We start from the raw sequence: 24,913 nt of genomic DNA on the forward strand, positions 1-24,913 counted from the left end.
TGGTCAGTCGCGGATCAGCGCGCGCAAGGCTTCGATCCGGTCGGCCTCATGCGATGGCTTGTCCCAGCGGATGCGGTGGATGCGGGGGAACCGCATGGCGAGGCCGGATTTGTGGCGCTTGCTGGCGTGGACGCTATCGAACGCGACCTCGAACACCAGCGTGGGTTCAACCTCGCGCACCGGGCCAAAACGGGCCGTCGTTGTCTGGCGCACCCGCTTGTCCAGCATCGCCAGTTCGGCATCGGTGAAGCCCGAATAGGCTTTGCCCACCGGCAGCAATGCACTGCCTGCATCGGGATCGTCGTCCCAGCAGCCAAAGGTGTAATCCGAATAGAGCCCCGCCCGTTTGCCGCTGCCGCGCTGCGCATACATCAGCACGCAGTCCACCAACAGCGGATCGCGTTTCCATTTGTACCACAGATGCGCCTTGCGCCCGGCGATATAGGGGCTGTCGCGGCGCTTTAGCATCAGCCCCTCGATCGCCGCGTCACGCGCGCCTTCGCGAATTTCGGCAAGCTCGGCGAAGTCATCCGCCTCGACCAGAGCGGAGAGGTCGAAATGGCTTTCCGGCAGTTCCGGCATCAGCGTTTCGAGCGCGTTGCGGCGCGCGCTCCAGGGAAGCCCGCGCAAATCCTCTCCGCGCAGGATCAGCGCGTCGTAAAGCCGCACGAAGGCCGGGGCCTCGGCCAGCATTTTCTTGCTGACATGCTTGCGTCCAAGCCTTTGCTGAAGCGCGTTGAAACTCGCCGCGCCGCCGACTTCGCCCCCCTGAGCCCCGCTCCCCTGCGCCCCACCCCCCTGCACATTGCCGCGCACCAGCAATTCTCCGTCGAGCACCGCGTCCACCGGCAGCGCGCCGATCAATTCGGGGAAACTCGCCGAAATATCATCGCCGCTGCGCGAATAGAGCCGGGTTTCCGCGCCTGCGCGCACAATCTGCACCCTGATCCCGTCCCACTTCCACTCGGCGGCGTAGTCTTTCAGATCGACAACCGCATCCTCCAGCGGATGGGCGAGCATGAAAGGGCGAAAACGCGGCGTGCCCGCGACATCGGGCGGTGCGCCGCCACCCGCCGCCCAGTCGAACAGCTGCGAATAGGGTGGGCTGAGTGCGTGCCAATATTCCTCGACCTCCTCAACCGGCACATCAAAGGCCTGCGCAAACCCGGTCTTGGCGAGCCGCGCGGAGACCCCGATGCGCAATCCGCCGGTGGCCAGCTTGATCAGCGCAAACCTCTCGCCAGTGTCAAGCCGGTCGAGCAATTCGGCAAGCCCCGCCGCAGCGGTCTTGCGATTGAACGAAGCGAGCAATTCCGCTGCCTGCGACAAGCTGGGCGGAGGGCTGGCGGGATTGCCTGACTGCGGCCACAGCAGGCTAGCCGTCTCCGCCGTATCGCCGACGAAATCGCGGCTGAGCGTCCATAGCACCGGGTCGATCCGGTCCTGCATCAGCCCTCTGATGGTCGAGCTTTTGACCGCAGGGAAATCGAGCTCGCCGGTGAGCGCCGCCAGCGCCCAGCCCCGGTCCGGGTCGGGCGTTGCGCGCAAATACCCCGCAATCAGCGCCAGTTTGCGGTTGCGGCTGGCGGTGCAGGTCAGCGCATCGAGCAAGGCGGCAAAGGCCTTCATTCCTCGGCGTCCCCATCCTCACGCCCCACCAGAGCCAGGGCCCGCGCGCGGCGTTGATGCAATTCGTGCCAGCGCAGCAGTGCCTGTTCGCGGCCATGGGTGATCCAGGTTTCCTGCGGGTTCACCTCTGCGATGGTCTGGGTCAGCTCGTTCCAGTCGGCATGATCGCTGATGATCAGCGGCAGTTCGACCCCGCGTTGACGCGCTCGCCCGCGCACCCGCATCCACCCGCTCGCCATGGCAGTAAGGGGATCGGGCAGGCGGCGGCTCCAGCGATCACCCAGCGCAGCGGGCGGGGCAATGACGATATGGCCGCGCAGATCTTCCTTCGCATAATCGTTCACAAGTCTGAGTTCGCCCAGCGTGACTCCGTGTTCTTCGTAAAGCCGGCACATCTTTTCCATCGCACCGTGGAGATAGATCGGTGCGCCGTGACCCGCGCGGCGCAATTCGGCGATCACCCGCTGCGCCTTGCCCAGCGCATAGGCGCCGACCGCTACACACCCGCCGGGATTGTCGGCCAGCGCTTTCCGCAGCTTGCCAATCTCCTCCTCGATCGGCGGGTGCGTAAACACCGGCAGGCCAAATGTCGCCTCGGTGATGAAAATGTCGCAAGGGGTGACTTCAAACGGAGCGCAGGTCGGATCGGGCGCGCGTTTGTAATCGCCGGTGATGACCACCCGCTCGCCTGCGTGTTCAAGCAGGATCTGCGCGCTGCCCAGCACATGGCCAGCGGGGATGAAGGTTGCCTCGACCCCGCCTGCCAAGCGGATTGTCTCGCCATACCCCACCGGCAGGGCCCCCGCCCGCGTGTTGTAGCGCAGTTCCATGATGGCGAGCGTTTCGGGCGTGGCAAAGGTCTGCCCATGCCCGCCGCGCGCGTGGTCGGCGTGGCCATGCGTAACCAGCGCCCGGTCCACCGCACGGCCCGGATCGATCCAGACATCGGCGGGGACAATGTGGATGCCCCACGGCTCGGGCCTGATCCAGGAGAAGGGGGCAGTCATGCAAGCATAACGGGCGGAAATCGTTGTGAGTTCCGCCTCCGGCCTACCCTTCGCTGCGAACAGCGATCAAGCCCGAGAGCCTCGCCCCCCTTCCCGCTTCTGCGAGGGCGTGGGGGCGGGTTTTCGGCGGCCATCCAAAGGCTATCAGCTTTCCTTGTCGCTGCCTGAGGGTTCGGGCTTTGCGTCGCCTTCTGGCGCGGCCTTTTTCGCAGGTGCCGTTTTCGCTGGCGGTTTTTTCTTTGATGTCGGCCTTTTCGCGGGTCTTGCCTTGGGCGGGGCCGGGGTCATCTCAAACACCGGCTTACCATCCTTGACGCTGACATGCACTTCGCCGCCATCGGCAAGCTTGCCGAACAGCAATTCTTCGGCCAGCGGCTGTTTGATCTTGTCCTGGATCAGGCGGCCCATCGGGCGCGCGCCGTAAAGCTTGTCATAGCCCTTGTCCGCCAGCCAGCTCCTCGCATCGCTGTCGAACTGGATATGCACGTTCTGTTCGGCCAACTGCAATTCGAGCTGCAGGATGAATTTGTCGACCACCCGCGCCACGGTGCCCTTGCCCAGATAGGCGAATGGCACGATCGCATCGAGCCGGTTGCGAAATTCGGGGGTGAACATCTTCTGCACCGCTTCGGTCCCGGCGTCTTCTTTCGACACGTCGCCAAACCCGATCCCGCTGCGCGCCATATCGGAAGCGCCGGCATTGGTGGTCATGATCAGCACGACATTGCGGAAATCGACCGTCTTGCCGTGGTGGTCGGTCAGGCGGCCATTATCCATCACCTGAAGCAGGATGTTGAACAGGTCAGGGTGTGCCTTTTCGATCTCGTCCAATAGCAGCACGCAATGCGGGTTCTGATCGACCGCATCGGTGAGCAGCCCGCCCTGATCGTAACCGACATAGCCCGGAGGGGCGCCGATCAGCCGTGAAACGCTGTGGCGCTCCATATATTCGGACATGTCGAAACGTTTCAGCTCGATCCCCATGATGCTGGCGAGCTGGCGCGCAACTTCGGTCTTGCCGACCCCGGTCGGCCCGCTGAACAGGAACGAGCCAATCGGCTTGTCCGGATCGCGCAGCCCCGCGCGGCTCAGCTTCATCGCGGTCGCCAGCCGGGTGATCGCCTCATCCTGACCAAACACCACATGTTTGAGATCGCGGCCAAGATTTTCGAGTGCTTTCTTGTCGTCGCTGCTGACGGATTTTGGCGGGATGCGCGCCATGGTCGCGATCACCTGTTCGATTTCCTTGGCGGTGATCTTCTTCTTGCGGCGGCTGGGCGGGACCAGCATCTGCATTGCGCCAACTTCGTCGATCACGTCGATCGCCTTGTCCGGCAATTTGCGGTCGTTGATATAACGCGCCGACAATTCAACCGCGGTTTTCAGCGCGTCGGGCGTGTATTTGACCTTGTGATGATCTTCGAAAGCGGTGCGAAGCCCCTTGAGGATCAGAATCGTATCCTCGATCGTGGGTTCGTTGACGTCAATTTTCTGGAACCGGCGCAGCAGCGCGCGGTCCTTTTCGAAATGGTTGCGAAACTCCTTGTAAGTGGTCGAACCGACGCAGCGGATCGATCCGCTCGACAAAGCCGGTTTGAGCAGATTGGAGGCGTCCATCGCCCCGCCACTGGTCGCGCCTGCGCCGATAACGGTGTGAATTTCGTCAATGAACAGGATCGCGTCGGGCATAGCTTCGAGTTCCGAGACGACCTGTTTCAATCGCTCCTCAAAATCGCCGCGGTAGCGCGTGCCTGCCAGCAATGCCCCCATGTCGAGCGAATAGATCACCGCATTGTTGAGCACCTCGGGCACGTCGCCTTCGACGATCTTGCGTGCCAGCCCTTCGGCGATGGCGGTTTTGCCGACGCCGGGATCGCCGACATAAAGCGGGTTGTTCTTTGACCGGCGGCACAGAATCTGGATCGTGCGGTCCACTTCGGGTCCGCGTCCGATGAGCGGATCGACCTTGCCTGCCTCGGCCTTGGCGTTGAGGTTGACCGTGAACTGATCGAGCGCGGTTTCTTTCTTGTTGCCGCCTTCCTTGGCATTGTCGGCCTGCGCGGCCGGGCCGCTGCCGGTGTCATCGGTGCCTTCGGGGGTTTTCGCCTCAAGCTGGCGGCCACCTTTGCCGATTCCGTGGCTGATATAGCTGACCGCATCGAGCCGGCTCATATCCTGTTGCTGCAGGAAATAGACCGCATAGCTGTCGCGTTCGGAAAACAGCGCGACCAGCACATTGGCGCCGGTCACGGTATCCTTGCCCGAGCTTTGCACATGCAGGATCGCGCGCTGGATCACCCGCTGAAAACCGGCGGTCGGCTGCGGATCGACATTTTCCTCAGTCTTGAGCGACTGATATTCCTGATCGAGATATTGCTTCACCACCTCGCCCAGCTCAGCCAGGTCCACCCCGCAGGCCGCCATGACCTGCGCCGCGTCTTCATCATCCATCAGCGCGAGCAGAAGATGTTCCAGCGTGGCATATTCGTGCCGCCGCTCCGACGCATGGGCAAGCGCGTTGTGAAGGGTTCTCTCGAGATTTTGAGCGAAACTGGGCATGGTCTGGTCTCTACTGGGGGGAGATAAAGGCTCGGTAAAAATGAGCCGAAACAGGGGTGCGATAACTATATGGGGCAAAACGGCGCAGTTGCGAATCCAAAATGTCTGCACCTTGGGAAAGGGGTGGGTTCGCGCGGCGAGATTTCACGATCCCGTGCCGCCAAACAGCGCATCGGCAGCGCGGCGATGCGCGGCGGCCTTGTCGCGGTGCGCGGTCACCCGCGCGATTTCCGCTTCGAGCTGCGCAATCCGCGCCGACAATTCATCCTGTGAATAGGGGGCAAGATCCTCTCGTGCCAGCAGGCTGGCGGCGTCGCCTTTGGCAGCGGGGCGGGAGTCGTCTTCCATTGGTTGCAACATCGCAAGACTGGCGGGTTGCTGTCAATGCGCATGAACGGTATTCGCCCCTCGTCATAAACAGGGGGCAATAGAGATGGCAGAGGCGAAACCGCCGGTTCTTCCCGAGACTATGTTGGTGGCCAGCTTCGCCGCCCCCGGTGGTCCCGAAGTGCTGCACCCTGCGCAAATGCCGGTGCCCGTGCCCGGCGCGGGCGATGTCCTGATCAAGGTCGCCTATGCCGGGGTTAACCGCCCCGACTGTCTGCAACGCGCCGGAGCCTATCCGCCGCCGCCGGGGGCCTCGCCGCTGCTGGGGCTGGAGGTCGCAGGCGAAGTGGTTTCCATCGGTGCTGACGTGCCCCCCGAAATGCTGGGCGCGCGGGTCGCCGCGCTGACGCCGGGCGGGGGTTATGCCGAATATTGCGCCGCGCCGTGGCAACATTGTCTGGCGGTGCCCGATGCGATGGAGTTGAAAGACGCCGCCGCGCTGCCCGAAACCCTGTTCACCGTGTGGCACAATGTGTTCGAGCGCGGGCTGGCGCGCGACGGTGAGCGGCTGCTGGTCCATGGCGGCACATCGGGGATCGGCACGATGGCAATCATGCTCGCCAAGGCGTTTGGCATGGAGGTTATCGTGACCTGCGGCGACGAAGCCAAATGCGATGCCGCGCGTGCTGTCGGCGCAGATCTGGCGATCAATTACCGCGAACAGGATTTCGTCGAGGCGATCGCGGCGCACACTGGCGGAGCGGGGGTGCATGTGGTGCTCGACATGGTTTCGGGCGATTATGTGGCGCGCAATCTCAAATGCCTCGCCGAAGACGGTCGTCACGTCACCATCGCCATGCTGGGCGGGGCCAAGGCCGAGCTTTTCATGCCGATGGTGATGATGCGCCGCCTGACGCTGACCGGATCGACGCTGCGCCCGCGCTCCGATGCGTTCAAGGCGGCGCTGGCGGATGAGATTGCCGCAAACGCCTGGCCGCTATTCACCGGCGGAGAACTGGCACCGGTCATGGACCGCACTTTCCCGCTGGCAGACGCCGCAGCGGCGCATGCGCGGATGGAATCGGGCGCGCATATTGGCAAGATCGTGCTGGAGGTTGCGGCCGAATAGATCGCTCGGCCAATTTGCGTCTCATACCGGGACGCAGGCCACCAAAACCGATGCTGCGCTGCAATATAAGCGTCACGAAGTTGTGGATTTACGCAAAACCGTCACGCCGCTGTGAATCGCCTGTAACAAATCACTGTCATGCCATGCCCGACGCAAAACGAAGTCCGAGGCCACCCATGACCGACTTTATGCTGCCCAAGCTTTCCAGCGAAACCGGCGAAGCTGTTGAATCGCCGGGCAATATCGCGAATTTCCCTTCGATGCCCCCGCTCACCGGCCTCTCCACGCCCGAGCCGGAGGGAATCGCGCGGACCAAATATCGCACGATCTGGATCAGCGACGTGCATCTCGGCACCAAGGGCTGCAATGCCGGGATGCTGATTGATTTCCTCGATCACACCGACAGCGAAGTGATGTATCTGGTGGGCGACATCATCGACGGCTGGCGCCTGAAGAAGAAATTCTACTGGCCATCCGAACACAATGACATCGTCTGGCGGGTGCTCAAACGCGCCAAGCGCGGCACGCGGATCATCTATATCCCCGGCAATCACGATGAAATGTTCCGGCAGTTTACCGGGCTGAATTTTGGCGGGATCGAGATTCGCCGCGCCGCCTTTCACGACACCGCCGATGGCCGCCGCTTGATGGTGCTGCACGGCGATGAATTTGACGCCGTGATGCTTTCGCACCGCTGGCTCGCATTCGTCGGTGATTGGGCGTATGTTACAATGATGAAGCTCAACGTGTTCGTGAACGGCGTGCGCAAAGCCTTGGGCCGACCCTATTGGTCGCTGTCCAAAGCGGCCAAGCACAAGGTCAAGAATGCGGTCGAGTTCATCGGCAAATACGAAGAGGTCGTGGCCCGCGCCGCAGGAGAGCGCGGCGTGGACGGGGTCGTTTGCGGCCATATTCACACCGCCGAAATGCGCAATTTCGAACACAATGGCCGAACCGTCGAATATTGGAACGATGGCGACTGGGTCGAAGGCTGCAACGCGCTGGTCGAACATCACGACGGCCGGATGGAAATCCTCAACTGGGCCGACGAGATCGCCGCCCGCACCGCAGCCGAGGAAGCGGCCGCCGCTGCAACACTGCCCGAACCCGAGCTTCAAGATCAGGTCGCCGCTGAAAAGGAATCCGAACGGGAGGCCGCGTGAACAAACAGACGCAGATCATCCCTGAAACCTGTCCCGAAACCTACGGCGCGGTGCCGCAATCAATCGCCATCGTTACCGACGCATGGTTTCCGCAGGTCAACGGCGTCGTGCGGACCCTATCGACCACCTGCGACATGCTGCGCCAATGGGGTCACGAAGTTACCGTTATCTCGCCCGAGCAATACCGGTCCTATCCGGCGCCGACCTATCCCGAAATTCGGCTCGCGCTGACCGCACCCGGCGCGGTCGGGCGCCAGCTTGCGCGGGTCAGGCCCGATGCCGTGCATATCGCCACCGAAGGCCCGCTGGGTTTTGCCGCGCGGCGGTATTGCAAGAACCGCAAGGTGCCTTTCACCACCGCCTATCACACGCAGTTTCCTGATTATCTCGCCAGCCGCACGGGCCTGCCTGCATCGGTGTTCTGGCCCTATATTCGCTGGTTCCATCGCCCGGCGCAGCGGATCATGGTGGCGACCGAGACGATTCGGAAGCAATTGCGGGAGCAGGGCCTCACGCATCTCAACCACTGGAGCCGGGGGGTCGACCTGAGCTGTTTCTCTCCCGATGCGCCGCGCCCGCCCGAATATGCCGATCTCGAAGGGCCGATCCTGCTCTATGTTGGACGCATTGCGGTTGAAAAGAACATCGAGGCGTTTCTGCAATGCGACTATCCCGGCACAAAGGTGGTGGTCGGTGACGGTCCGGCGCGCGCCGCGCTGGAGGTGAAATTTCCCGAAGCGCGTTTCATGGGCAAGCGCACGGGGACCGAACTGGCTGGTTTCTATGCCGGTGCAGATGTCTTTGTGTTCCCTAGCAAAACCGACACATTCGGGCTCGTCATGATCGAAGCCCTTGCCTGCGGAACCCCGGTTGCGGCCTATCCGGTGGCCGGGCCGGTCGATATCGTCACCGAAAAGTCGGGCGCATTGTCGGACGACCTCAGCCGCGCCATAGACGCGGCGCGTTATTGCGACCGCGCCGAATGCGCCGCCTATGGCGCGCGTTATTCGTGGGAGGCGGCGACCCGGCAATTCCTCAGCGGGCTGGTCGCGCTGGAGGAAGAGGAATGCGTTTCGCTGCAGGCCGCGCCCGCGCTTTAAGCTCTGCGTTTGAGCCCCACCTGCAACCTCTCCTTGCCGTTTGTTCGGCTTTGCCCTATCTGGGCTGCATACAGCGGCCGCTCCGAAAGGGGCGGCCCTTCTATTTTTACGGAGATTCCCATGGCCCAAGGGTCAAAACAGCCCACCCCGTTGATGCCGCATGCCACCGCCACCTGGCTGGTGGATCACACCGGCCTGTCGTTTGAACAGATTGCCGAATTTTGCGGGATTCACATCCTTGAAGTGCAGGCGATGGCCGATGATCTGGCGGGCAGCAAATACACCGGACGCGATCCGGTTCACGCTGGCGAATTGACGCTAGCTGAAATTGAAAAGGGTCAGGCCGACCCGTCCTATTCGCTGAAAATGCACAAGGCCCCGGTCGAAGTGACCCGGACCAAGGGCCCGCGTTATACGCCTGTGTCGAAACGGCAGGACAAGCCCGACGGGATCGCGTGGATCCTGCGCAACCATCCCGAGGTTTCGGATGCGCAAATCTCCAAGCTGATCGGCACCACGCGCAACACGATTTCGGCGATCCGTGAGCGCTCGCACTGGAACATCCAGAATATTCAGCCCAAAGACCCCGTGACCGTGGGCCTGTGTTCGCAGCGCGAATTGGATGCGGTCGTTGCCAAAGCGGCCAAGCGGATTGCAGTCAGCGACGACGCAGAGGCTGAAACCGTTGTCGCTGCGGGCAGTGACACCCGCACCAACAAAGACCGGTTGATCGAGGAATTGCGCGCCGAACGCGACGCCAATGTCAAAGCCGCCTCTGAAGCCGCGCAGGAAGCCGAAGCCGAGGCATGGCTTGCCCGGAAACGCGAAGCCGAAGCCGCCGATGGTGTGCAGCCTTCCTCCAGCGGCTATGCCCAGCCGCCGCGCGAAGACGACGCTTCCGACGACTGAAGCCGGGACTGGGCGACGGCCTGGTGAGGGCCAGATGACGGCCAAATGACAGGGCGCGACAAAATCGGCTGATGCCGCGCGCTCCGGCTTGTGCGTGGCGGGCGGTTGCGCCATGATTATTGACATGGATGTCAATACTGCCCCCGCTCACTCCCTTTCCCCCTACCACCATCCGGTGGCGCGCGACGCGCAGTTTGCATCGCTCTCGCTGCCAGAGATGCTGGAACGCGCGGTAAAACGCGCGCCCGATGCGCCGTTCCTGCATTTCCTGGGGCGGACCTATTCCTATCAGGACATTTATTACGAGGCGCAGCGGTTTGCCGCAGGCCTGATCGAGATGGGCGTCGCAAAGGGCGACCGGGTCGGGCTGTTCCTGCCCAACGTCCCGATCTACGCCTCTGCCTATTACGGGGCGATGATGGCGGGCGCGGTGGTGGTCAATTTCTCCCCGCTCTATTCGGTCGAGGAACTGAGCTGGCAGGTCGGTGACAGCGGCACCCGTGTGCTGGTGACGCTGGATGTGCCCGAATTGTATGGCACTGCCGCCAAAGTGCTGAACAATTCCGCGCTGGAAACGCTGATCGTCGGGTCGCTGGTAAAAATGCTGCCTTGGGCAAAGGGTGCGGCGCTCAGGCTGTTCAAACGCAGCCAGATCGCCCGTCCTGACTGGGGTCCGGCGATCCGCCGCTGGTCACAAGTGCAGGGCAGCGCATCGGCAGCGTTTCCTCCGGTTGCCGCCAGCGACCTGGCGCTGTTGCAATACACCGGCGGCACCACCGGGCGGCCCAAGGGCGCGATGCTGGGCCACGATCAATTGTCGCAGAACGCGCAGCAAATCGCCGCAATCAATCCGTTCGACGATCCCAGCAAAGAAGTGTTCATGGGGGCGCTTCCGTTCTTCCACGTCTTTGCCAACACTGCGTTGCTCAATCACGCGGTCGCGGCGGGCGCTTCGATTGCGATGGTTCCCCGGTTTGACGCCGCGCAGGTGCTCCAGACGATCCAGAAATACCGCACCACGGGGTTTCCCGGCGTGCCGACGATGTTTCAGGCGCTGCTCGATCACCCGGACCTGACCAAGACCGATCTGTCGAGCCTCAAGGTCTGCATTTCAGGCGGCGCGCCAATGCCCGGCCCGGTGCATGAGAAATTCGAGGCGGTGACCGGGGTGCGGCTGGTGGAGGGATACGGCCTGACCGAAAGCGCGGGAGTGGTGTCGGTCAACCCCTACGAAGGCACGCGCAAGCGAGGCACCATCGGGCAATTGGTACCGGGAACCGAGATCGTGCTGCTCGACAAGGAAGACCCGACCCGCCTCGCGCCTGCTGGCGAACCGGGTGAGTTGGCGATCCACGGCCCGCAGGTCATGCGCGGCTATTGGGGCAGGCCAGAGGCTGATGCCGAAGTCTTCGCCGTGCGCGGGAACACGCGCTATTTGCGCACCGGCGATGTGGCGACGATGGATGCGGACGGCTTTCTGGAGATTGTCGACCGGATCAAGGACATGATCTCGGTCGGCGGGTTCAAGGTCTTTCCCAGCGTGGTCGAGGACGTGGTCCTGACGCATGAAGCGGTGAAGGAAGCGCTCGTCATCGGGGTGCCGGAGGAATATCGCGGCGAAGTCCCGCGCGCCTATGTCACGTTGGAGCCGGGGAGCGAAATCGGCGGCGACACGCTCAAAGCGTGGCTGAATGAACGCGTGGGCAAACACGAAAGGGTCGATCAGGTGGTCATCCGCGAGGCCTTGCCCCGGACGATCATCGGCAAGCTGGACCGGAAGGCCCTGCGCGCCGAAGTCCTCTGAGGCCGCCCACAGGCAGCGCGCGCCGAAGTCCTCTGAGGCCGCCCACAAATAGCGCCCGCCGAAGTTCTCTGAGGCCGATTAGCTGGCGATTTGCAGCTTGGATTCGGGCGTTGCGGCAGGGGCAGTTTGGGGTGCCGTCGCCGCTTTGCGCTGTGTGTTGGGGGCAAACCGGCCATCGACCTGCGCGCCTTGTTCGATGGTCAGCGCGTCGTAATGCACATCGCCTTCGATCTGAGCGGTCTTGAGGATCACCAGTTCTTTTGCAGTGATCGATCCAGCCACTTTGCCCGACATTCGCGCTCTTTCAGCGGTAACGGCACCGTTGATCACGCTCGCTTCGCCCTGCACCAGGCTGGCGCATTGGATATCACCTTCGATCTTGCCATCGACATGCAAATCGACCGAAGCGTGGACATCGCCCTTGATCGTAACGTCCGAACCAATCACCGAAAATGTCGAATTGCCGCTCATGTTGGATTTCCCTCGGGGGCTAGGGGCGGGGGCGGGTTGCGGCGCTGCGGGTTGCTGCGCTGCCGCGGGCTTCTTTGAGAACATCGGGGGCGGTCTCCAGAAAGGGGCGTGGATTGATGGCGCGTCCGTTCAAGCGGACTTCGAAATGCAGATGCGGACCTGTAGACCGGCCGGTGCTGCCAAGGCCACCCAGCGTCGCGCCTGCGTCGATGGACTGCCCCGCTACCACGTCAATCCGCGAAAGATGCGCGTAACGGGTCATCAATCCGTTGGAATGGGTGATCTCCACCGCATTGCCATAGCCTGATTTGCGCCCGGCAAAGGTGACCGTACCATCAGCCGCAGCAAAGATCGGAGAGCCATGCGCGCCCTTGAAATCAATCCCGCTGTGCATGGCTGCGCGGCGGGTGAAGGGGTCGCGGCGATAACCAAAGGCCGAAGTGATCCGGCGGTCGGCGGCGGGCGCGACCTGCGGCACCCCGTCGAGCGCCAGTTCGAGCGCCGACATCCGCGCAAGGCTTAGTCCCAGCCGTTCAAATCGCGGATCAAGCGAGCCGTCGGCAGAGGTTGCCAGCACTTCGAGCGGACCACCCATCGCGGCTTCGACATCGTCGCGCGCGGCGGCGGCCATGGCGCCCGGATCAAGGTTGAGTTTGCGCAAGGCCGCCTCGGCCCGGCGGGCGCGCCAATCAGCATAGCGGGTGACGTTTTCGACAAACGCCAGCTGGCGCGCTTCAATCTCTGCGAGCCCACGCGCGCTGGGGAACATCGCGCCGATTTTCTCGATGGTTTCGGCGGTCTCTTCGCTGGAATCGGTGACATTGGTGTCGACCGCCTGAAGGTCTTCGGGCAGCATCGGGACCATCGCATCGAGCGCATCCTGCCGAGCCTTCAGATCATCGACAACATGATCGATATTGTCGCTGTAATCTTTCAGGCGTTCCTGAGCGCTGGCGACCTGTGCTTTCTCATCCAAAAATGAAGCGAGGTTGGATTCGGCGACGTAATTGTTCCACGCCATCACGCCCATCGAACCAGCCCAGCCGATCGCCAAGAGCGCCGCAGCCGCAGCCGCGCCCATCTGCAATTTCGACGAAATCTTGATGAAACGAACCTGACCTTGCGACCGCATAAAAAACTCGCGGTCAGGGAACCACTCGCGCAGCTTCACCCTGAAGGTGGACTCAGACATATCCTCTGACAAAGCGGCCCCGTTTTTTGTTATCGCTTGCCGCAGGGCGCTACCAATCACCCGCCAAGGAATCGAATCCCCAGGTCCTGCGAACCGCCGAACCGATGGGAAATCAGGATGAAGCGTTCATATCGGAGCAATCTTTGGCCAGAATCCGCGGATGTCGTTTCCATACAATCCAGCCAAGTCGACGGAATCGGGCGAATCGCGCCAACTCAGCGCCCAGCCGCGGTGGTGATTCGCGCGCTGATCGCTGTGCCTTGTCCGCCTTTGACAGCAACCTGACAGCGCGCGCTTCGCCTGCTATCAGGCGCGTTATGAATCGCACATCAACTCCTGCGTCCGACCTCTCCTCCCTCTTTTCAGCTGCCGACGCCGAGACGCATACTCCCGAGGCTCTTATCTCTGAGATGGGCGCGGCGGCACGCGCCGCCCAGCGCGCGCTCGCCCAGATGTCCAGCGCCGCGCGCGCCGATTCCCTTATGCGCGCCGCGCAGCATTTGCGCGCCAACGCCGCGACCATCCTTGCCGAAAACGGCAGAGATCTGGAAGCCGGGCGCGCGTGCGGTCTGAGCAAGGCGTTGCTCGACCGGCTTGCGCTCGATCAAGCGCGGCTGGAAAATGTCGCCGCCGGGGTCGAAGCGGTTGCCGCGCTTCCCGACCCGGTGGGCGAGGTGATCGATACAGTGGAGCGGCCGAATGGCCTCAAACTGAGCCGGGTGCGGGTCCCCATCGGGACCATCGGCATCATTTACGAAAGCCGCCCCAACGTCACCGCCGATGCCGCCGCCTTGTGCGTGCGCGCAGGCAATGCGGCGCTGCTGCGCGGGGGGAGCGAAGCGGTGCATTCCAACCGCGCGATCATGGCCAGCCTGACCGCCGGTCTGGTCGAAGGCGGCGTGCCGGCGGCTGCGGTGCAATTGATCCCGACGCAGGACCGCGCGGCAGTGGGCGCGATGCTGACCGCTGCCGGGGTGATCGACATGATCGTGCCGCGCGGGGGCAAAAGCCTCGTCGCGCGGGTTCAGGCCGATGCGCGCGTGCCGGTGCTCGCGCATCTCGACGGGATCAATCACACCTATATCCATTCCGCCGCCGACCCCGCCATGGCGCAGGCCATCGCGATCAACGCCAAATTGCGCCGGACCGGCATTTGCGGCGCGATGGAGACGCTGTTGATCGATGCCGGTTTTGGCGACGGTAAGGCGCTCGTGAGCAGCCTGATCGAAGCGGGTTGCGAATTGCGCGGCGATGACCGCATCCGCGCGCTCGACCATCGGATCAAACCCGCTAGCGATGCGGATTGGGGCACCGAATATCTCGATGCAGTGCTGTCGGTCGCCATGGTTGACGGGCTGGACGGGGCGCTGGCGCATATCGCTCACCATTCATCGGCGCATACCGATGCGATTGTAACCGATGATGAGGCTGCGGCGGAGGAATTCCTGACCCGCGTCGACAGCGCCATCGTGATGCACAACGCCTCTTCGCAATTTGCCGATGGCGGGGAATTCGGGCTGGGCGCAGAGATCGGGATCGCCACAGGACGTTTGCATGCGCGCGGGCCGGTCGCGCTGGAGGGATTGACGACCTACAAATGGCTGGTGCGCGGCACCGGTCAGGCGCGACCTTGAAGCACCGGCGGGACTGACGATGGTCGCAGGGCTTTCACGGCGCGGTGCGCGCGCCGGAGCAGCAGAATATCCCGGCCTCACCGGATTGCTAGGCGGTAGTTTCAACCCTGCGCATGGTGGGCATCGGCGGATCACCTGCTTTGCCATCAACGCCCTGGGGCTGGATCAGGCGTGGTGGCTGGTGTCGCCCGGCAATCCGCTCAAACCCAGCGACGACATGGCCTCGCTGCGCGCCCGGCTCAAATCGGCAGAGGCCCTGTCGCGCCGTGCCCCGATTGTGCCCAGCGCGATCGAGCTGGAGCTGGACACGCGCTACACCGTGGACAGCCTCAAGAAACTGACGCGGCGCTATCCCAAGCGGCGCTTCATCTGGTTGATGGGGGCGGACAATCTGGCCCAGTTTCACCTGTGGAAGGGGTGGCGCGAAATTGCCCGCACCATGCCGATTGCAGTGATCGCGCGGCCCGGCTATAACGCCGATGCCATGACGAGCCCCGCCATGGTCTGGCTCAGACGTTATCGAATGTCTGCCGCCAGCATCAGGCGACAAGAGAAATGGAGCGCACCGGCACTGGTGTTCATGCGTTTCGATCCGGACCCTCGCTCTGCCACGGCCATTCGCCGTGCCAACAGCGAATGGGCCTCTGTATACAGAGGCGCAGCGGTGCGTGATAGATTGACCTTTCGCCGCATACAGGATTGGCAGGATCCCGAAGGTTTTGACGAATGAGAGGCCCCGGCCTTTCTGTACTGTTCCTTGCCATTTGGGGCGATCCCGCTCATTTCACCCACACAATCAGGAGACTGACGCTTGTCCACCCCGCAGGCCCATGCCGCTTCGGCGACCCCGCTAAAGGCTGTTCCACCCATGCCCCATGACACAACTGACAACGCAACAACGGACCATCCCTTGCACGATCTGGTGATGAGCCAGCTTGACGACGATCAAGCGCAGGAAATCGTCTCGATCCCGCTTGCAGGAAAAAGCTCGGTCGCCGATTTCATGGTGATCGCCAGCGGGCGTTCCACCCGGCAGGTGGCTTCGATGGCGCAGAAACTGGCCGAAATAGTCAAACAGGCTGGCCACGGCCCGGTGCGGATCGAAGGCCTGCCCGCAGCCGATTGGGTGCTGATCGATGCGGGCGATGTTGTGGTTCACCTGTTCCGTCCCGAAGTGCGCACTTTCTACAATCTTGAACGGATGTGGTCGTTCGAAGGCGGCGAGGCGCATCAGGGCCGGGCGTAATTTTTTGCGCACCCCGGATGGGGTGCACACAAAGAAGGAGCCCGCACCATTCTCCTCCACGTGATCGCCCGCGGAAAGATCGCCCGCTCTCCCGAGGAGGAGTTGGTGCGGCGCTATGAAAAGCGGCTGACCTGGCCGGTCAAGCACACTGAATTGCCCGAAACGGGCGGACGCATTCCCGATTCGCTGTCCCCGCACCGCACGGTGCTGCTTGATGAACGCGGCAGCGCCATGGCGTCTGAGGATTTTGCCACATTGCTGGGCCGCTGGCGCGATGACGGCATCCGCGAAACCCGGTTCATGCTGGGTGCGGCGGATGGCCATTCGGATGCCGAGCGGGAAGAGGCGGATTTGCTGCTGGCGTTCGGCCGGGCGACCTGGCCGCATCTGCTGGCCCGCGCGATGTTGATGGAACAGCTCTACCGCGCAACGAGCATCCTTGCCGGACACCCGTATCATCGGGCAGGGTGACGCTATGTCCATGCGCCTGTCACTCGGTTTTGCTGCCCTTGCCGGGGTCATCACTGCGGCGATTGTCGCCGTGCCTGTCAGCCGGGCGCAGCGCGATGTGGCCTTGATCGAACCGGCGCAGGCGCAGGCTGATCTGGAACGCGCGACGCGCGAAAGCCAGCGCGCGCTGGCGCGCGCCGACCGACTTTCCAGCGAAGCCGAGGCCGCAACCGAAGCCGCCGACAAGACCGCGCGCGAGGCAGCATCGCTGGCAGCGCAAATTCAGGCGGCAGAGGCTGATATTCTCGCCGCGCAGGCGCGCTATTCATTGGCGCAGGCGGACCGCACGGCGCTTTCGCGCAGGCTTTCCGTTCGGCAGGAGCCCTTGGTCCGGCTGACCGGAGCGCTCCAGATGACCGCGCGCCGGCCGCTCGCGCTGTCGGCGCTGCAACCGGGTTCGCTCAAGGATCTGGTCTATGTCCGGGCGGTGCTCGATTCCGCTGTTCCCGAAATCCGCCGCCGCACCTCGGCATTGCGCGGTGAACTGGAGGAGGGCCGCCGATTGGAGCGCGCCGCTGCGCAAGCGCTCACCAACCTTGGCGCGGGCGAACAGGCCCTGCAGGCCCGCCGCGCAGAGCTCGCCGCGCTTGAGACCCGGCAGCGCCTCACATCACGTCAGGCCCGCAGCAACGCCGCCCGCGAAGCCGAACGCGCGCTGGCGCTGGCTGAGGAAGCGCGCGATCTGGATGGGCTGGTCGACATAATCGACGAGGCCGCCAGCCTGCGCCGCGAACTGGCCGCGCTGCCCGGACCGGTGATGCGCCCGCGCGATATTGCTGGCGGGGCTGCAAGCGGCGTGGATAGCAGCGACGCCGCCCCCTTACCCTTGCCCAGCCCCTCCAGCACCCGGCTCACCGGATTTCAATTGCCGGTGCAGGGCCGCACCATCGCCGGTTTCGGAGTGCTGCGCGACAGCGGGCTGCGCTCCACCGGTATCGAACTGGCGCCTGCGCCGGGCGCGCAAGTGGTCGCCCCGGCATCTGGCCGCGTGGCCTTTGCCGGGCCATATCGCGGATTTGGCCGAATCGTGATCATCGAACATGCAGGCGGCTGGACCAGCCTCGTCACCGGGCTTGACCGGATCGAGGCTGAGGTCGGCGATGAGGTCATAGCAGGCGGCCCGTTGGGGGTGGCGGGGCGCGCGGACCCGGCGATTACGATCGAATTGCGGCGCAATGGCCAACCCGTTAACCCGCTCAATTATCTCAGTTAATTGCGCTGTGCCCGACCCTATGCTTGGAAATGTGCACTAACTTTGAGGCCCCCGGATGCCCCGCAGCGGGACGGACAAAGTCGCGGTTTTCGTCTCATCTGGCGTTCAGCCGCGCAAAGTTATACGATCATGCCCAAAGGAGCCTTGAGAACCTCATGAAAATAGCCGCCTTGCTTCGCAGCGCCGCGCTTGTCACTGCCGTCGCGCTGATCCCTGCAACCACCGTCACCATGGCGCAGGTCGATGGCCGCGCGGGGCCGGAACTGGCCAAGGTGTTTGCAGTCTATCAGCGGATTCAGGCCAGCTATGTCGAGCCGGTCGATGATGAAGTGCTGGTGCGCGGCATGATCGACGGGATGCTGGCCGCCCTTGATCCGCATTCCGCCTATCTCGATGGCAGCGATCTTCAACGGCTTGAGACGATGATCGACGGTAATTATTCGGGATTGGGCCTGTCAGTCATTCTCGAAGAGGGCGCGGTCAAGGTGATCTCTCCGTTCAAGGGTAGTCCGGCGGATCAGATGGGGATCAAGGCGGGTGATTTTATCACGCATCTTGACGGCGATTTGATTTACGGCGGCGATCTGGACGATGCAGTGGCGCGGATGCGCGGCAAGGCGGGCACGTCGATCCGGCTGACCATTTTTCGCCCTGGCCGCGACGAACCGCTCGAACTGGACGTGACGCGCGGAGTGATTGAGCTTGAGCCGGTCACCTTTGAGCTTCAGCCGGGCAATATCGGGGTCATTTCAGTCAATGAATTTTCCGCCGATGTTGGCGCGGATGTTTACCGCGCTTGGGAAGCGATGAAGACCGAGGCGGCCGGCCGGATGGGCGGTCTGGTGCTCGATCTGCGCCGCAATCCGGGCGGTTCGCTGGATGAGGCGGTTGCCCTGTCTGATCTGTTCCTCGATTCCGGACGGATCGTGTCGCAGCGCGGAAGGGCGCGCGGCGAGACTATCCTTTACGATGCCGAAACCGTGTTTCGCGGCGATATGGCAGAAGGGATTCCGCTGATCGTGCTGATCGATGCAGGCTCAGCCTCGGCTTCGGAGATTGTCGCAGGCGCGTTGCAGGATCACCGCCGCGCGCTGATCATGGGTCAGCGCAGCTTTGGCAAGGGTTCGGTGCAATCGCTGTTGCCGCTGGGCCCGGATGCCGCGCTCAAATTGACCACGGCGCGCTATTTCACGCCGTCGGGCAATTCGGTGCAGGAAGGCGGGATCAACCCGGACATCCGCGTGCCGCAGTTGACCGACCCCGATTTCGCGCTGCGCGCCCGCTATCAAACGCGCGAATCCGATTTGCGCGGGCATCTGATCAACGAACTCGGGATTGCTGATGAGGAGATGGAGGACGACAAGATCGACGATCCCCGCTTCCAATTGACCGCAGAGCAGCTTGAGGAACAGGGCGTCAAAGATTTTCAGCTGCATTATGCGCTGGAAACCTTGCGCCGCACCACCGCCAGCTCTGTCGCGCTGCGGCGTTGATCGGGTAATCTGTAAAGGTCTGGCATGAACGGTTTGCAGCAAGCGCGCGCTTTGGCGCTGGCGATTCCGGCTGGGTTGCTGGCCGGGGCGTATATCGCGCAATATGGCTTGGGTCTGTTCCCATGCGAAATGTGCTGGTGGCAGCGCTGGCCGCATTTTGCCGCTATCGGATTGGCGATGCTTGCGTTTTTCATGGCTCCGCAGCGGGTATGGACGGCGCTGGCGGGGCTGGCGATCATCACTTCGGGATTGATCGGCGGGTTTCATGCTGGCGTCGAATATGGCTGGTGGCAGGGCATCACCGGATGCGCCACCTTGCGATCCGCGATTGACGTGATGGACGTTTCTGCCGCGCCGCTGGTGCGCTGCGATGTTGCCCCTTGGGACCTGTTTGGCGTGTCGCTGGCGGGTTGGAATTTCCTGATTTCCGGCATTGGCGGCGGAGCCATTGTGGCGCTGGCTGCGTATAGGAAGTAGGCCGGAAACAGATTTCAGGAGCAGATGATGGACAGGAATGAACTTCACCGCATGATCCGTGTGGATCAGGCTGGCGAATTCGGCGCGACCCGGATTTACGCCGGACAGCTTGCAGTGATGGGTGACAGGGGCCCGCAATCTGCCGAAATCCGCCATATGGCACAGCAGGAAGAGGTGCACCGTGCGCGCTTTGACGAAGTGCTGGCCAAACGCGGAGTGCGCCCAACCGCGCTGCATCCGTTCTGGTCGGCAGCCGGCTATGCGCTGGGCGCAGGGACGGCGCTGCTTGGTCCGGAAGCGGCAATGGCCTGCACTGCTGCGGTCGAAGAAGAAATAGACCGGCATTATTCGCAGCAGCTCGACCGTCTGGCCGAAACCGGAGCGGAGCCGGAACTGGCCGATATGATCGCTGAATTCCGCGAGGAAGAACGCGAACACCGCGATGCCGCACTGGCGCATGGTGCGGAAAATGCGCCTGCCTATCCTTTGTTGGCGGGCGCGATCCGGCTTGGCTGCCGCCTTGCAATCAAGGTTAGTGAGCGGATTTAGCGCCGCATCCTGCCATGCGGCGCTGCGCCCCCTTCAGAAGCGGTTCACCGCCTGCTATTTAAAGCAGACACAGAATTCGGCGCATTTGTTCGCGCTATCGAGAGGAAACATCATGGTTCACCCGTTGCACATTGCGCCTTTCGCTCTGGCCGCCGCATTCGCTTTTGCTGCCCCCGCTGCGGCACAGAATCAGGGCGGCGACCGGGTCAATATGGTCATCGCCTACAGCGAGGATGAATGCCCGCAGCCGACCACAGCCGATGAGATTGTGGTCTGCGAAATCCTGGTCGAGGCCGATCGTTACCGCATTCCGCAAAACCTGCGGCAAAGCGATTCGCCCGAAAATATCTCGCACGCACGCAAGGTCGAGAGCATCCGCTATATTGGTGCGTTTGGCACCCTGTCCTGCGATCCGGCAGGCGCGGGCGGGTTCACCGGCTGCACCGAACAATTCATCGACCGCGCCTATGCCGAACGCGAAGGGGCAGAAAGCGTCCGCTTTGGCCAATTGATCGAAGCCGCCCGGCAAGAACGGCTTTCGACCATCGACAGCACTGCCGCCGCCGAGCAGTCGCGCGTCGAACAGATTGAGCGTGAATATCTCGAACGGCTGGAGCGCGAGCGCGACGGCCCGCTGCCCGGCGAAGGCGAATTGCCCAGCGTCGTTACCCCTGACCCCGGCGAATAAATCCATCTGAGGCATGGCGAATGCGGCGGAACGGTCATTATAACCGCCGCATTAACCCTTCCCCCACCGATCCCTGTTAGCGCGCTGCCATACGCCGTCGCTGCTGCGCCGTTCTCCGGCGTGGCACATGGAATTGAAAGCGCATGGGAAAACCGATCAAGACGCTCCTGATTTTCGGCACCCGCCCCGAAGCCATCAAGATGGCTCCGGTGGTCAAGGCGTTGCAGGCCGATACGCGCTTCGAAGCGAGGGTTTGCGTGACCGCGCAGCACCGGCAAATGCTCGATCAGGTGTTGGCGCTGTTCGAAATTGTCCCCGATCACGATCTCGACCTGATGCGGCCGGGTCAGGGCCTGTATGAGATTACCGGCGGGGTGTTGACCGGGCTAAAGCCGGTGCTGGAGGCGGAACGGCCCGATCTGGTGTTGGTCCACGGTGATACGACCACGACGCTGGCAGCCTCGCTCGCCGCCCATTACGCGCGCATTCCGGTCGGCCATGTCGAGGCAGGGCTGCGCACCGGCGACATCTATTCCCCCTGGCCCGAGGAGATCAATCGCAAGGTCGCTGGCACCATTGCACGGCTGCATTTTGCCCCGACCGAGGGCGCGCGCGCGCATCTCTTGGCCGAAAATGTGCCTGCGGATCATATCACAGTGACCGGCAACACGGTGATCGACGCCCTGCTCGATGTGGTCGGCAAACTTGACCGCGACCCTGAACAAACCCGCGCGCTGGACACCGTTCTTGGACTTGATCCGAACAAGCGGGTGGTGCTGGTCACGGGCCACCGCCGCGAAAGTTTTGGCGGAGGGTTTGAACGGATTTGCGATGCGCTGACCGCTCTGGCGCAGCGCGGCGACACGCAGATTGTCTATCCGGTGCATCTCAATCCCAATGTAAAAGGCCCGGTCGAACAGCGGCTGGGCGCGCTGGACACGGTCAGATTGATCGCACCGCAGGATTATCTCCCGTTTGTCCATCTGATGCGCCGCGCCGACATCATCCTGACCGATTCGGGCGGGGTGCAGGAAGAGGCGCCTTCGCTCGGCAAGCCAGTGCTGGTGATGCGCGACACCACCGAACGTCCCGAGGCGGTGAGCGCGGGCACGGTCCGGCTGGTGGGGACCGACAGCAATCTGATTGTGCGCGAGGCCAGCGCCTTGCTTGATGATACCGCGGCCTATGCGGCGATGGCACAGGCACACAATCCCTATGGCGATGGCCGGGCCGCTGGCCGGATCAGCGACGCCATCGTGCAGTTCTTTGACGGCCCTTCGGCGGGCAGCAATCGGTGAGATCATGAGAAAACCCATCACCAAGGTTTCGGTCATCGGGCTCGGCTATATCGGACTGCCGACCGCGGCCATGTTTGCCTCGCGCAAGATCGAAGTCGTCGGCGTCGATGTGAACGCGCACACGGTGGACACGATCAATCGCGGCGAAATTCACATTATCGAACCCGATCTCGATATGGTTGTGAGCGCAGCGGTGACCAAGGGATATCTGCGCGCCGTCACTGTTCCCGAACCCGCCGATGCGTTTCTGATCGCGGTGCCAACCCCCTTCACCGGCGATGACCATGCCCCCGATCTGTCCTATATCCACGCCGCCTGCACCGCGATTGCGCCGGTTTTGAAGCGCGGCGATCTGGTGATCCTCGAATCGACTTCACCGGTGGGCGCGACTGAGGCGATGGCGGGTTGGCTGGCAGAGGCGCGCCGCGACCTCAGCTTTCCGCAGCAGGCAGGCGAGGATGCCGATATCCGCATCGCGCATTGCCCTGAACGGGTGTTACCGGGCAAAGTGATGCAGGAACTGATCTCCAACGACAGGGTCATCGGAGGCATGACGCCGCGTTGTTCGGCCAAGGCGGCGGCGCTCTATAAATTGTTTGTGACGGGCGACTGCGTCATCGCATCGGGGCCGCGTGCGGCAGAAATGGCCAAGCTGACCGAGAACAGTTTCCGCGACGTCAACATCGCTTTTGCCAATGAATTGTCGCTGATCTGCGACGAACTGGACATCAATGTGTGGGAATTGATCGCGCTGGCGAACCGCCACCCGCGCGTCAATATCCTGCAACCCGGTCCGGGGGTGGGCGGGCATTGCATCGCGGTTGATCCCTGGTTCATCGTATCCAGTGCGCCTGCTGTCTCGCCGCTGATTCAGGCTGCGCGCGGGGTCAATTCGGCCAAGCCGGAATGGGTGCTGGAGCAGATCAAGGCGGCGCTCGGTGCGCATCTGGCCGCGCATCCGGCCAAGTCCGCATCCGAGGTCGAAATCGCCGTTTACGGTCTGACCTTCAAGCCCGATATTGACGATTTGCGCGAAAGCCCCGCGCTCGAAATTGCGAAGGAACTGGCCCAGTGGCACGCCGGGCCCTTGGCGGTGGTGGAGCCCAATATCGAGGCGCTGCCCACATCGCTAAACGCGGCGCGGCTGGTGCCTTTCGCCGAAGCTGCGCGGGCCGATATTCACGTGATGCTGGTCGATCACCAGATGTTCAAAGGCAGCACCCGGCCGCAGGGAGAGATTGTCGATACGCGCGGAATCTGGGAAACGCCGCCAGCGATTTACAGCTTCGTCGACCGTAGGTTAGCCGGTTAGACTTGGTAATAGTCGCGGTACCAGGCGACAAATTGGCGGATCCCCTCGCGCACGCCGGTTTGCGGAGCATAGCCGGTTAATTCGCGCAGCAGGCTCGCATCGGCCCAGGTCGCGGGCACATCGCCTTTTTGCATTGGCATGAGATTGAGCACCGCCTCGCGCCCGCATTCGGCTTCGATCGCGGAGACGAAATCCATCAGCCGCACCTTGTCATTGTTGCCAATATTCACCACTCGCCACGGCGCGGCGGGGGACAACGAATCCCACGCGGGTATATCGTCCGGGCTTTCAGGCCGCACCGGCGCGGCGTCGATCAACAGCCGAATGGCGCGCACCAGATCGCTGACAAAAGTGAAATCGCGGAACATTTCGCCGTGATTGTAAATATCGATGGGCGTCCCTTCGAGGATCCCGCGGGTGAATTTGAACAGCGCCATATCGGGCCGGCCCCACGGCCCATAGACGGTGAAGAACCGGAACATGGTGACCGGCAAGTCCCACAGATGGGCATAGGAATGCGCCATCGCCTCATTCGCTTTCTTGGTCGCAGCATACAGCGTCAGCGGCGTGTCGCATTTCTGCGTCTCGGCAAAGGGCATGTCGGTGTTCGCGCCGTAAACCGAGCTGGTCGACGCCATCAGCAAGTGACCCACGCCCAGCTCGCGCGCGCATTCCATCACGTTGAAGGTTCCCACCAGATTGGCATCGACATAGGCGCGCGGGTTTTCGAGACTGTAGCGCACCCCCGCCTGCGCCGCGAGGTGAACGATCACATCGGGCTGTGTCTCGATCGTCAGCGCATGCAATGCCTCGAAATCTTCGAGCATCCCGGTAGTGCATTGAAAATGCGGGTGTTGCAGCAGCATCTGATGCCGCCGCTGTTTCAACCGGACGTCGTAATAATCGGTCATCCCGTCATAACCGACGACCCGAAACCCTTCCTCCAGCAAAAGCTGAGCAAGGTGGTACCCGATGAACCCGGCCGTCCCGGTGATGAAAACTGTCCGCACTCGCTCTCCTGCCATTTGACCTGTTATCTTGCCAATCAACCTGCCCGGATACCACTGATCCGGAGCCAGTAGCCCTTTCCTATCACAGATGGCAAAGCTAAGTCGGCGGGGCACAGCCTTTTGCATTAGTGCGATGCGCAACGGTCCCTGATTTTACAACGATGTGAGCAAGTGATCCGGTCTAAACCCACCA

At 62.7% G+C, this 24,913-nt stretch carries 23 protein-coding genes; 16 read left to right on the forward strand and 7 right to left on the reverse strand.

The genetic code is table 11. The features are described from left to right. Positions 1-3: 3 nt before the first annotated feature. The 4 genes from ACM64M_RS01230 to ACM64M_RS01245 all read right to left on the reverse strand — a co-directional run bounded on the left by ACM64M_RS01230 (position 4) and on the right by ACM64M_RS01245 (position 5,543). Positions 4-1,629, reverse strand: coding sequence for a cisplatin damage response ATP-dependent DNA ligase (locus tag ACM64M_RS01230; RefSeq protein ID WP_416226818.1), 1,626 nt, complete (start codon positions 1,627-1,629; stop codon positions 4-6). Continuing rightward, positions 1,626-2,636, reverse strand: a complete 1,011-nt coding sequence (locus tag ACM64M_RS01235) for a ligase-associated DNA damage response exonuclease (RefSeq protein ID WP_416226819.1) — start codon at positions 2,634-2,636, stop codon at positions 1,626-1,628. The genes ACM64M_RS01230 and ACM64M_RS01235 overlap by 4 nt, the downstream gene beginning before the upstream one ends. Before the next feature lie 144 nt (positions 2,637-2,780). Continuing rightward, the gene (clpA, locus tag ACM64M_RS01240; protein WP_416226820.1) at positions 2,781-5,195 is read right to left on the reverse strand and encodes an ATP-dependent Clp protease ATP-binding subunit ClpA; all 2,415 of its coding nucleotides are present in this window, start codon (positions 5,193-5,195) and stop codon (positions 2,781-2,783) included. Positions 5,196-5,339: 144 nt separating this feature from the next. Then, positions 5,340-5,543, reverse strand: coding sequence for a DUF1192 family protein (locus ACM64M_RS01245; RefSeq protein WP_416226821.1), 204 nt, complete (start codon positions 5,541-5,543; stop codon positions 5,340-5,342). 85 nt (positions 5,544-5,628) lie between these two features. Here ACM64M_RS01245 and ACM64M_RS01250 point away from each other — a divergent pair, with 85 nt between their 5' ends. The 5 genes from ACM64M_RS01250 to ACM64M_RS01270 all read left to right on the forward strand — a co-directional run bounded on the left by ACM64M_RS01250 (position 5,629) and on the right by ACM64M_RS01270 (position 11,627). Beyond that, the gene (locus ACM64M_RS01250) at positions 5,629-6,651 is read left to right on the forward strand and encodes an NAD(P)H-quinone oxidoreductase (protein WP_416226822.1); all 1,023 of its coding nucleotides are present in this window, start codon (positions 5,629-5,631) and stop codon (positions 6,649-6,651) included. A 260-nt stretch (positions 6,652-6,911) separates the two neighbouring features. After that, positions 6,912-7,814, forward strand: a complete 903-nt coding sequence (locus tag ACM64M_RS01255; RefSeq protein ID WP_416227339.1) for a UDP-2,3-diacylglucosamine diphosphatase — start codon at positions 6,912-6,914, stop codon at positions 7,812-7,814. Between the two features lie 50 nt (positions 7,815-7,864). Further along, positions 7,865-8,914 carry a glycosyltransferase family 4 protein gene (locus tag ACM64M_RS01260; RefSeq protein WP_416227340.1) on the forward strand — a complete coding sequence of 350 codons (1,050 nt, stop codon included), beginning with the start codon at positions 7,865-7,867 and terminating at the stop codon, positions 8,912-8,914. A 120-nt stretch (positions 8,915-9,034) separates the two neighbouring features. Further along, positions 9,035-9,823, forward strand: a complete 789-nt coding sequence (locus ACM64M_RS01265; protein WP_416226823.1) for a DUF1013 domain-containing protein — start codon at positions 9,035-9,037, stop codon at positions 9,821-9,823. Between the two features lie 124 nt (positions 9,824-9,947). Then, positions 9,948-11,627 carry a long-chain-fatty-acid--CoA ligase gene (locus tag ACM64M_RS01270; protein ID WP_416226824.1) on the forward strand — a complete coding sequence of 560 codons (1,680 nt, stop codon included), beginning with the start codon at positions 9,948-9,950 and terminating at the stop codon, positions 11,625-11,627. Between the two features lie 78 nt (positions 11,628-11,705). Here ACM64M_RS01270 and ACM64M_RS01275 read toward each other — a convergent pair whose 3' ends face one another. Next, on the reverse strand, positions 11,706-12,098 hold the full coding sequence (locus ACM64M_RS01275) for a bactofilin family protein (RefSeq protein WP_416226825.1): 393 nt from the start codon (positions 12,096-12,098) through the stop codon (positions 11,706-11,708). 19 nt (positions 12,099-12,117) lie between these two features. Beyond that, a complete protein-coding gene (locus tag ACM64M_RS01280; RefSeq protein WP_416226826.1) occupies positions 12,118-13,290 on the reverse strand; it encodes a M23 family metallopeptidase in 1,173 nt (390 codons plus the stop codon). Between the two features lie 317 nt (positions 13,291-13,607). On the opposite strand from ACM64M_RS01280, the gene ACM64M_RS01285 reads away from it, so the two are divergent. The 11 genes from ACM64M_RS01285 to wecC all read left to right on the forward strand — a co-directional run bounded on the left by ACM64M_RS01285 (position 13,608) and on the right by wecC (position 23,710). Next, positions 13,608-14,924 carry a glutamate-5-semialdehyde dehydrogenase gene (locus ACM64M_RS01285; RefSeq protein WP_416226827.1) on the forward strand — a complete coding sequence of 439 codons (1,317 nt, stop codon included), beginning with the start codon at positions 13,608-13,610 and terminating at the stop codon, positions 14,922-14,924. Positions 14,925-14,943: 19 nt separating this feature from the next. Then, positions 14,944-15,654, forward strand: coding sequence for a nicotinate-nucleotide adenylyltransferase (locus tag ACM64M_RS01290; protein ID WP_416226828.1), 711 nt, complete (start codon positions 14,944-14,946; stop codon positions 15,652-15,654). 138 nt (positions 15,655-15,792) lie between these two features. Then, positions 15,793-16,170 carry a ribosome silencing factor gene (gene rsfS, locus ACM64M_RS01295; protein WP_416226829.1) on the forward strand — a complete coding sequence of 126 codons (378 nt, stop codon included), beginning with the start codon at positions 15,793-15,795 and terminating at the stop codon, positions 16,168-16,170. A gap of 48 nt (positions 16,171-16,218) precedes the next feature. Then, positions 16,219-16,641 carry a 23S rRNA (pseudouridine(1915)-N(3))-methyltransferase RlmH gene (locus ACM64M_RS01300; RefSeq protein ID WP_416227341.1) on the forward strand — a complete coding sequence of 141 codons (423 nt, stop codon included), beginning with the start codon at positions 16,219-16,221 and terminating at the stop codon, positions 16,639-16,641. 4 nt (positions 16,642-16,645) lie between these two features. Next, the gene (locus ACM64M_RS01305) at positions 16,646-17,893 is read left to right on the forward strand and encodes a murein hydrolase activator EnvC family protein (RefSeq protein WP_416226830.1); all 1,248 of its coding nucleotides are present in this window, start codon (positions 16,646-16,648) and stop codon (positions 17,891-17,893) included. A gap of 155 nt (positions 17,894-18,048) precedes the next feature. Beyond that, positions 18,049-19,386: a S41 family peptidase gene (locus ACM64M_RS01310; protein ID WP_416226831.1), complete on the forward strand. Its 1,338-nt coding sequence runs from the start codon at positions 18,049-18,051 to the stop codon at positions 19,384-19,386. Positions 19,387-19,410: 24 nt separating this feature from the next. Next, positions 19,411-19,863: a disulfide bond formation protein B gene (locus ACM64M_RS01315; protein ID WP_416226832.1), complete on the forward strand. Its 453-nt coding sequence runs from the start codon at positions 19,411-19,413 to the stop codon at positions 19,861-19,863. Between the two features lie 27 nt (positions 19,864-19,890). After that, on the forward strand, positions 19,891-20,412 hold the full coding sequence (locus tag ACM64M_RS01320) for a demethoxyubiquinone hydroxylase family protein (RefSeq protein WP_416226833.1): 522 nt from the start codon (positions 19,891-19,893) through the stop codon (positions 20,410-20,412). Between the two features lie 112 nt (positions 20,413-20,524). Continuing rightward, entirely contained in the window at positions 20,525-21,100 is a 576-nt protein-coding gene (locus ACM64M_RS01325) for a hypothetical protein (protein ID WP_416226834.1), read from the forward strand. Positions 21,101-21,243: 143 nt separating this feature from the next. After that, on the forward strand, positions 21,244-22,398 hold the full coding sequence (gene wecB, locus ACM64M_RS01330; protein WP_416226835.1) for a non-hydrolyzing UDP-N-acetylglucosamine 2-epimerase: 1,155 nt from the start codon (positions 21,244-21,246) through the stop codon (positions 22,396-22,398). A gap of 4 nt (positions 22,399-22,402) precedes the next feature. Then, positions 22,403-23,710 (forward strand): UDP-N-acetyl-D-mannosamine dehydrogenase, encoded by a 1,308-nt coding sequence (gene wecC / locus ACM64M_RS01335; RefSeq protein WP_416226836.1) that lies wholly within the window; start codon positions 22,403-22,405, stop codon positions 23,708-23,710. On the opposite strand, the gene ACM64M_RS01340 is transcribed toward wecC, so the two are convergent. After that, entirely contained in the window at positions 23,707-24,720 is a 1,014-nt protein-coding gene (locus tag ACM64M_RS01340; RefSeq protein ID WP_416226837.1) for an NAD-dependent epimerase/dehydratase family protein, read from the reverse strand. The genes wecC and ACM64M_RS01340 overlap by 4 nt on opposite strands. Positions 24,721-24,913 lie beyond the last annotated feature (193 nt).

The organism is Qipengyuania sp. ASV99, assembly GCF_047872805.1.
Taxonomy (GTDB): Bacteria; Pseudomonadota; Alphaproteobacteria; order Sphingomonadales; family Sphingomonadaceae; genus Erythrobacter.

Coding starts and splice junctions, on each gene's coding strand:
- ACM64M_RS01230 (WP_416226818.1), bottom strand. CDS start 1,629: ATGAAGGCCTTTGCCGCCTTGCTCGATGCGCTGACCTGCACCGCCAGC.
- ACM64M_RS01235 (WP_416226819.1), bottom strand. CDS start 2,636: ATGACTGCCCCCTTCTCCTGGATCAGGCCCGAGCCGTGGGGCATCCAC.
- clpA (WP_416226820.1), bottom strand. CDS start 5,195: ATGCCCAGTTTCGCTCAAAATCTCGAGAGAACCCTTCACAACGCGCTT.
- ACM64M_RS01245 (WP_416226821.1), bottom strand. CDS start 5,543: ATGGAAGACGACTCCCGCCCCGCTGCCAAAGGCGACGCCGCCAGCCTG.
- ACM64M_RS01250 (WP_416226822.1), top strand. CDS start 5,629: ATGGCAGAGGCGAAACCGCCGGTTCTTCCCGAGACTATGTTGGTGGCC.
- ACM64M_RS01255 (WP_416227339.1), top strand. CDS start 6,912: ATGCCCCCGCTCACCGGCCTCTCCACGCCCGAGCCGGAGGGAATCGCG.
- ACM64M_RS01265 (WP_416226823.1), top strand. CDS start 9,035: ATGGCCCAAGGGTCAAAACAGCCCACCCCGTTGATGCCGCATGCCACC.
- ACM64M_RS01270 (WP_416226824.1), top strand. CDS start 9,948: ATGGATGTCAATACTGCCCCCGCTCACTCCCTTTCCCCCTACCACCAT.
- ACM64M_RS01275 (WP_416226825.1), bottom strand. CDS start 12,098: ATGAGCGGCAATTCGACATTTTCGGTGATTGGTTCGGACGTTACGATC.
- ACM64M_RS01280 (WP_416226826.1), bottom strand. CDS start 13,290: ATGTCTGAGTCCACCTTCAGGGTGAAGCTGCGCGAGTGGTTCCCTGAC.
- ACM64M_RS01285 (WP_416226827.1), top strand. CDS start 13,608: ATGAATCGCACATCAACTCCTGCGTCCGACCTCTCCTCCCTCTTTTCA.
- ACM64M_RS01290 (WP_416226828.1), top strand. CDS start 14,944: ATGGTCGCAGGGCTTTCACGGCGCGGTGCGCGCGCCGGAGCAGCAGAA.
- rsfS (WP_416226829.1), top strand. CDS start 15,793: ATGCCCCATGACACAACTGACAACGCAACAACGGACCATCCCTTGCAC.
- ACM64M_RS01305 (WP_416226830.1), top strand. CDS start 16,646: ATGTCCATGCGCCTGTCACTCGGTTTTGCTGCCCTTGCCGGGGTCATC.
- ACM64M_RS01310 (WP_416226831.1), top strand. CDS start 18,049: ATGAAAATAGCCGCCTTGCTTCGCAGCGCCGCGCTTGTCACTGCCGTC.
- ACM64M_RS01315 (WP_416226832.1), top strand. CDS start 19,411: ATGAACGGTTTGCAGCAAGCGCGCGCTTTGGCGCTGGCGATTCCGGCT.
- ACM64M_RS01320 (WP_416226833.1), top strand. CDS start 19,891: ATGGACAGGAATGAACTTCACCGCATGATCCGTGTGGATCAGGCTGGC.
- ACM64M_RS01325 (WP_416226834.1), top strand. CDS start 20,525: ATGGTTCACCCGTTGCACATTGCGCCTTTCGCTCTGGCCGCCGCATTC.
- wecB (WP_416226835.1), top strand. CDS start 21,244: ATGGGAAAACCGATCAAGACGCTCCTGATTTTCGGCACCCGCCCCGAA.
- wecC (WP_416226836.1), top strand. CDS start 22,403: ATGAGAAAACCCATCACCAAGGTTTCGGTCATCGGGCTCGGCTATATC.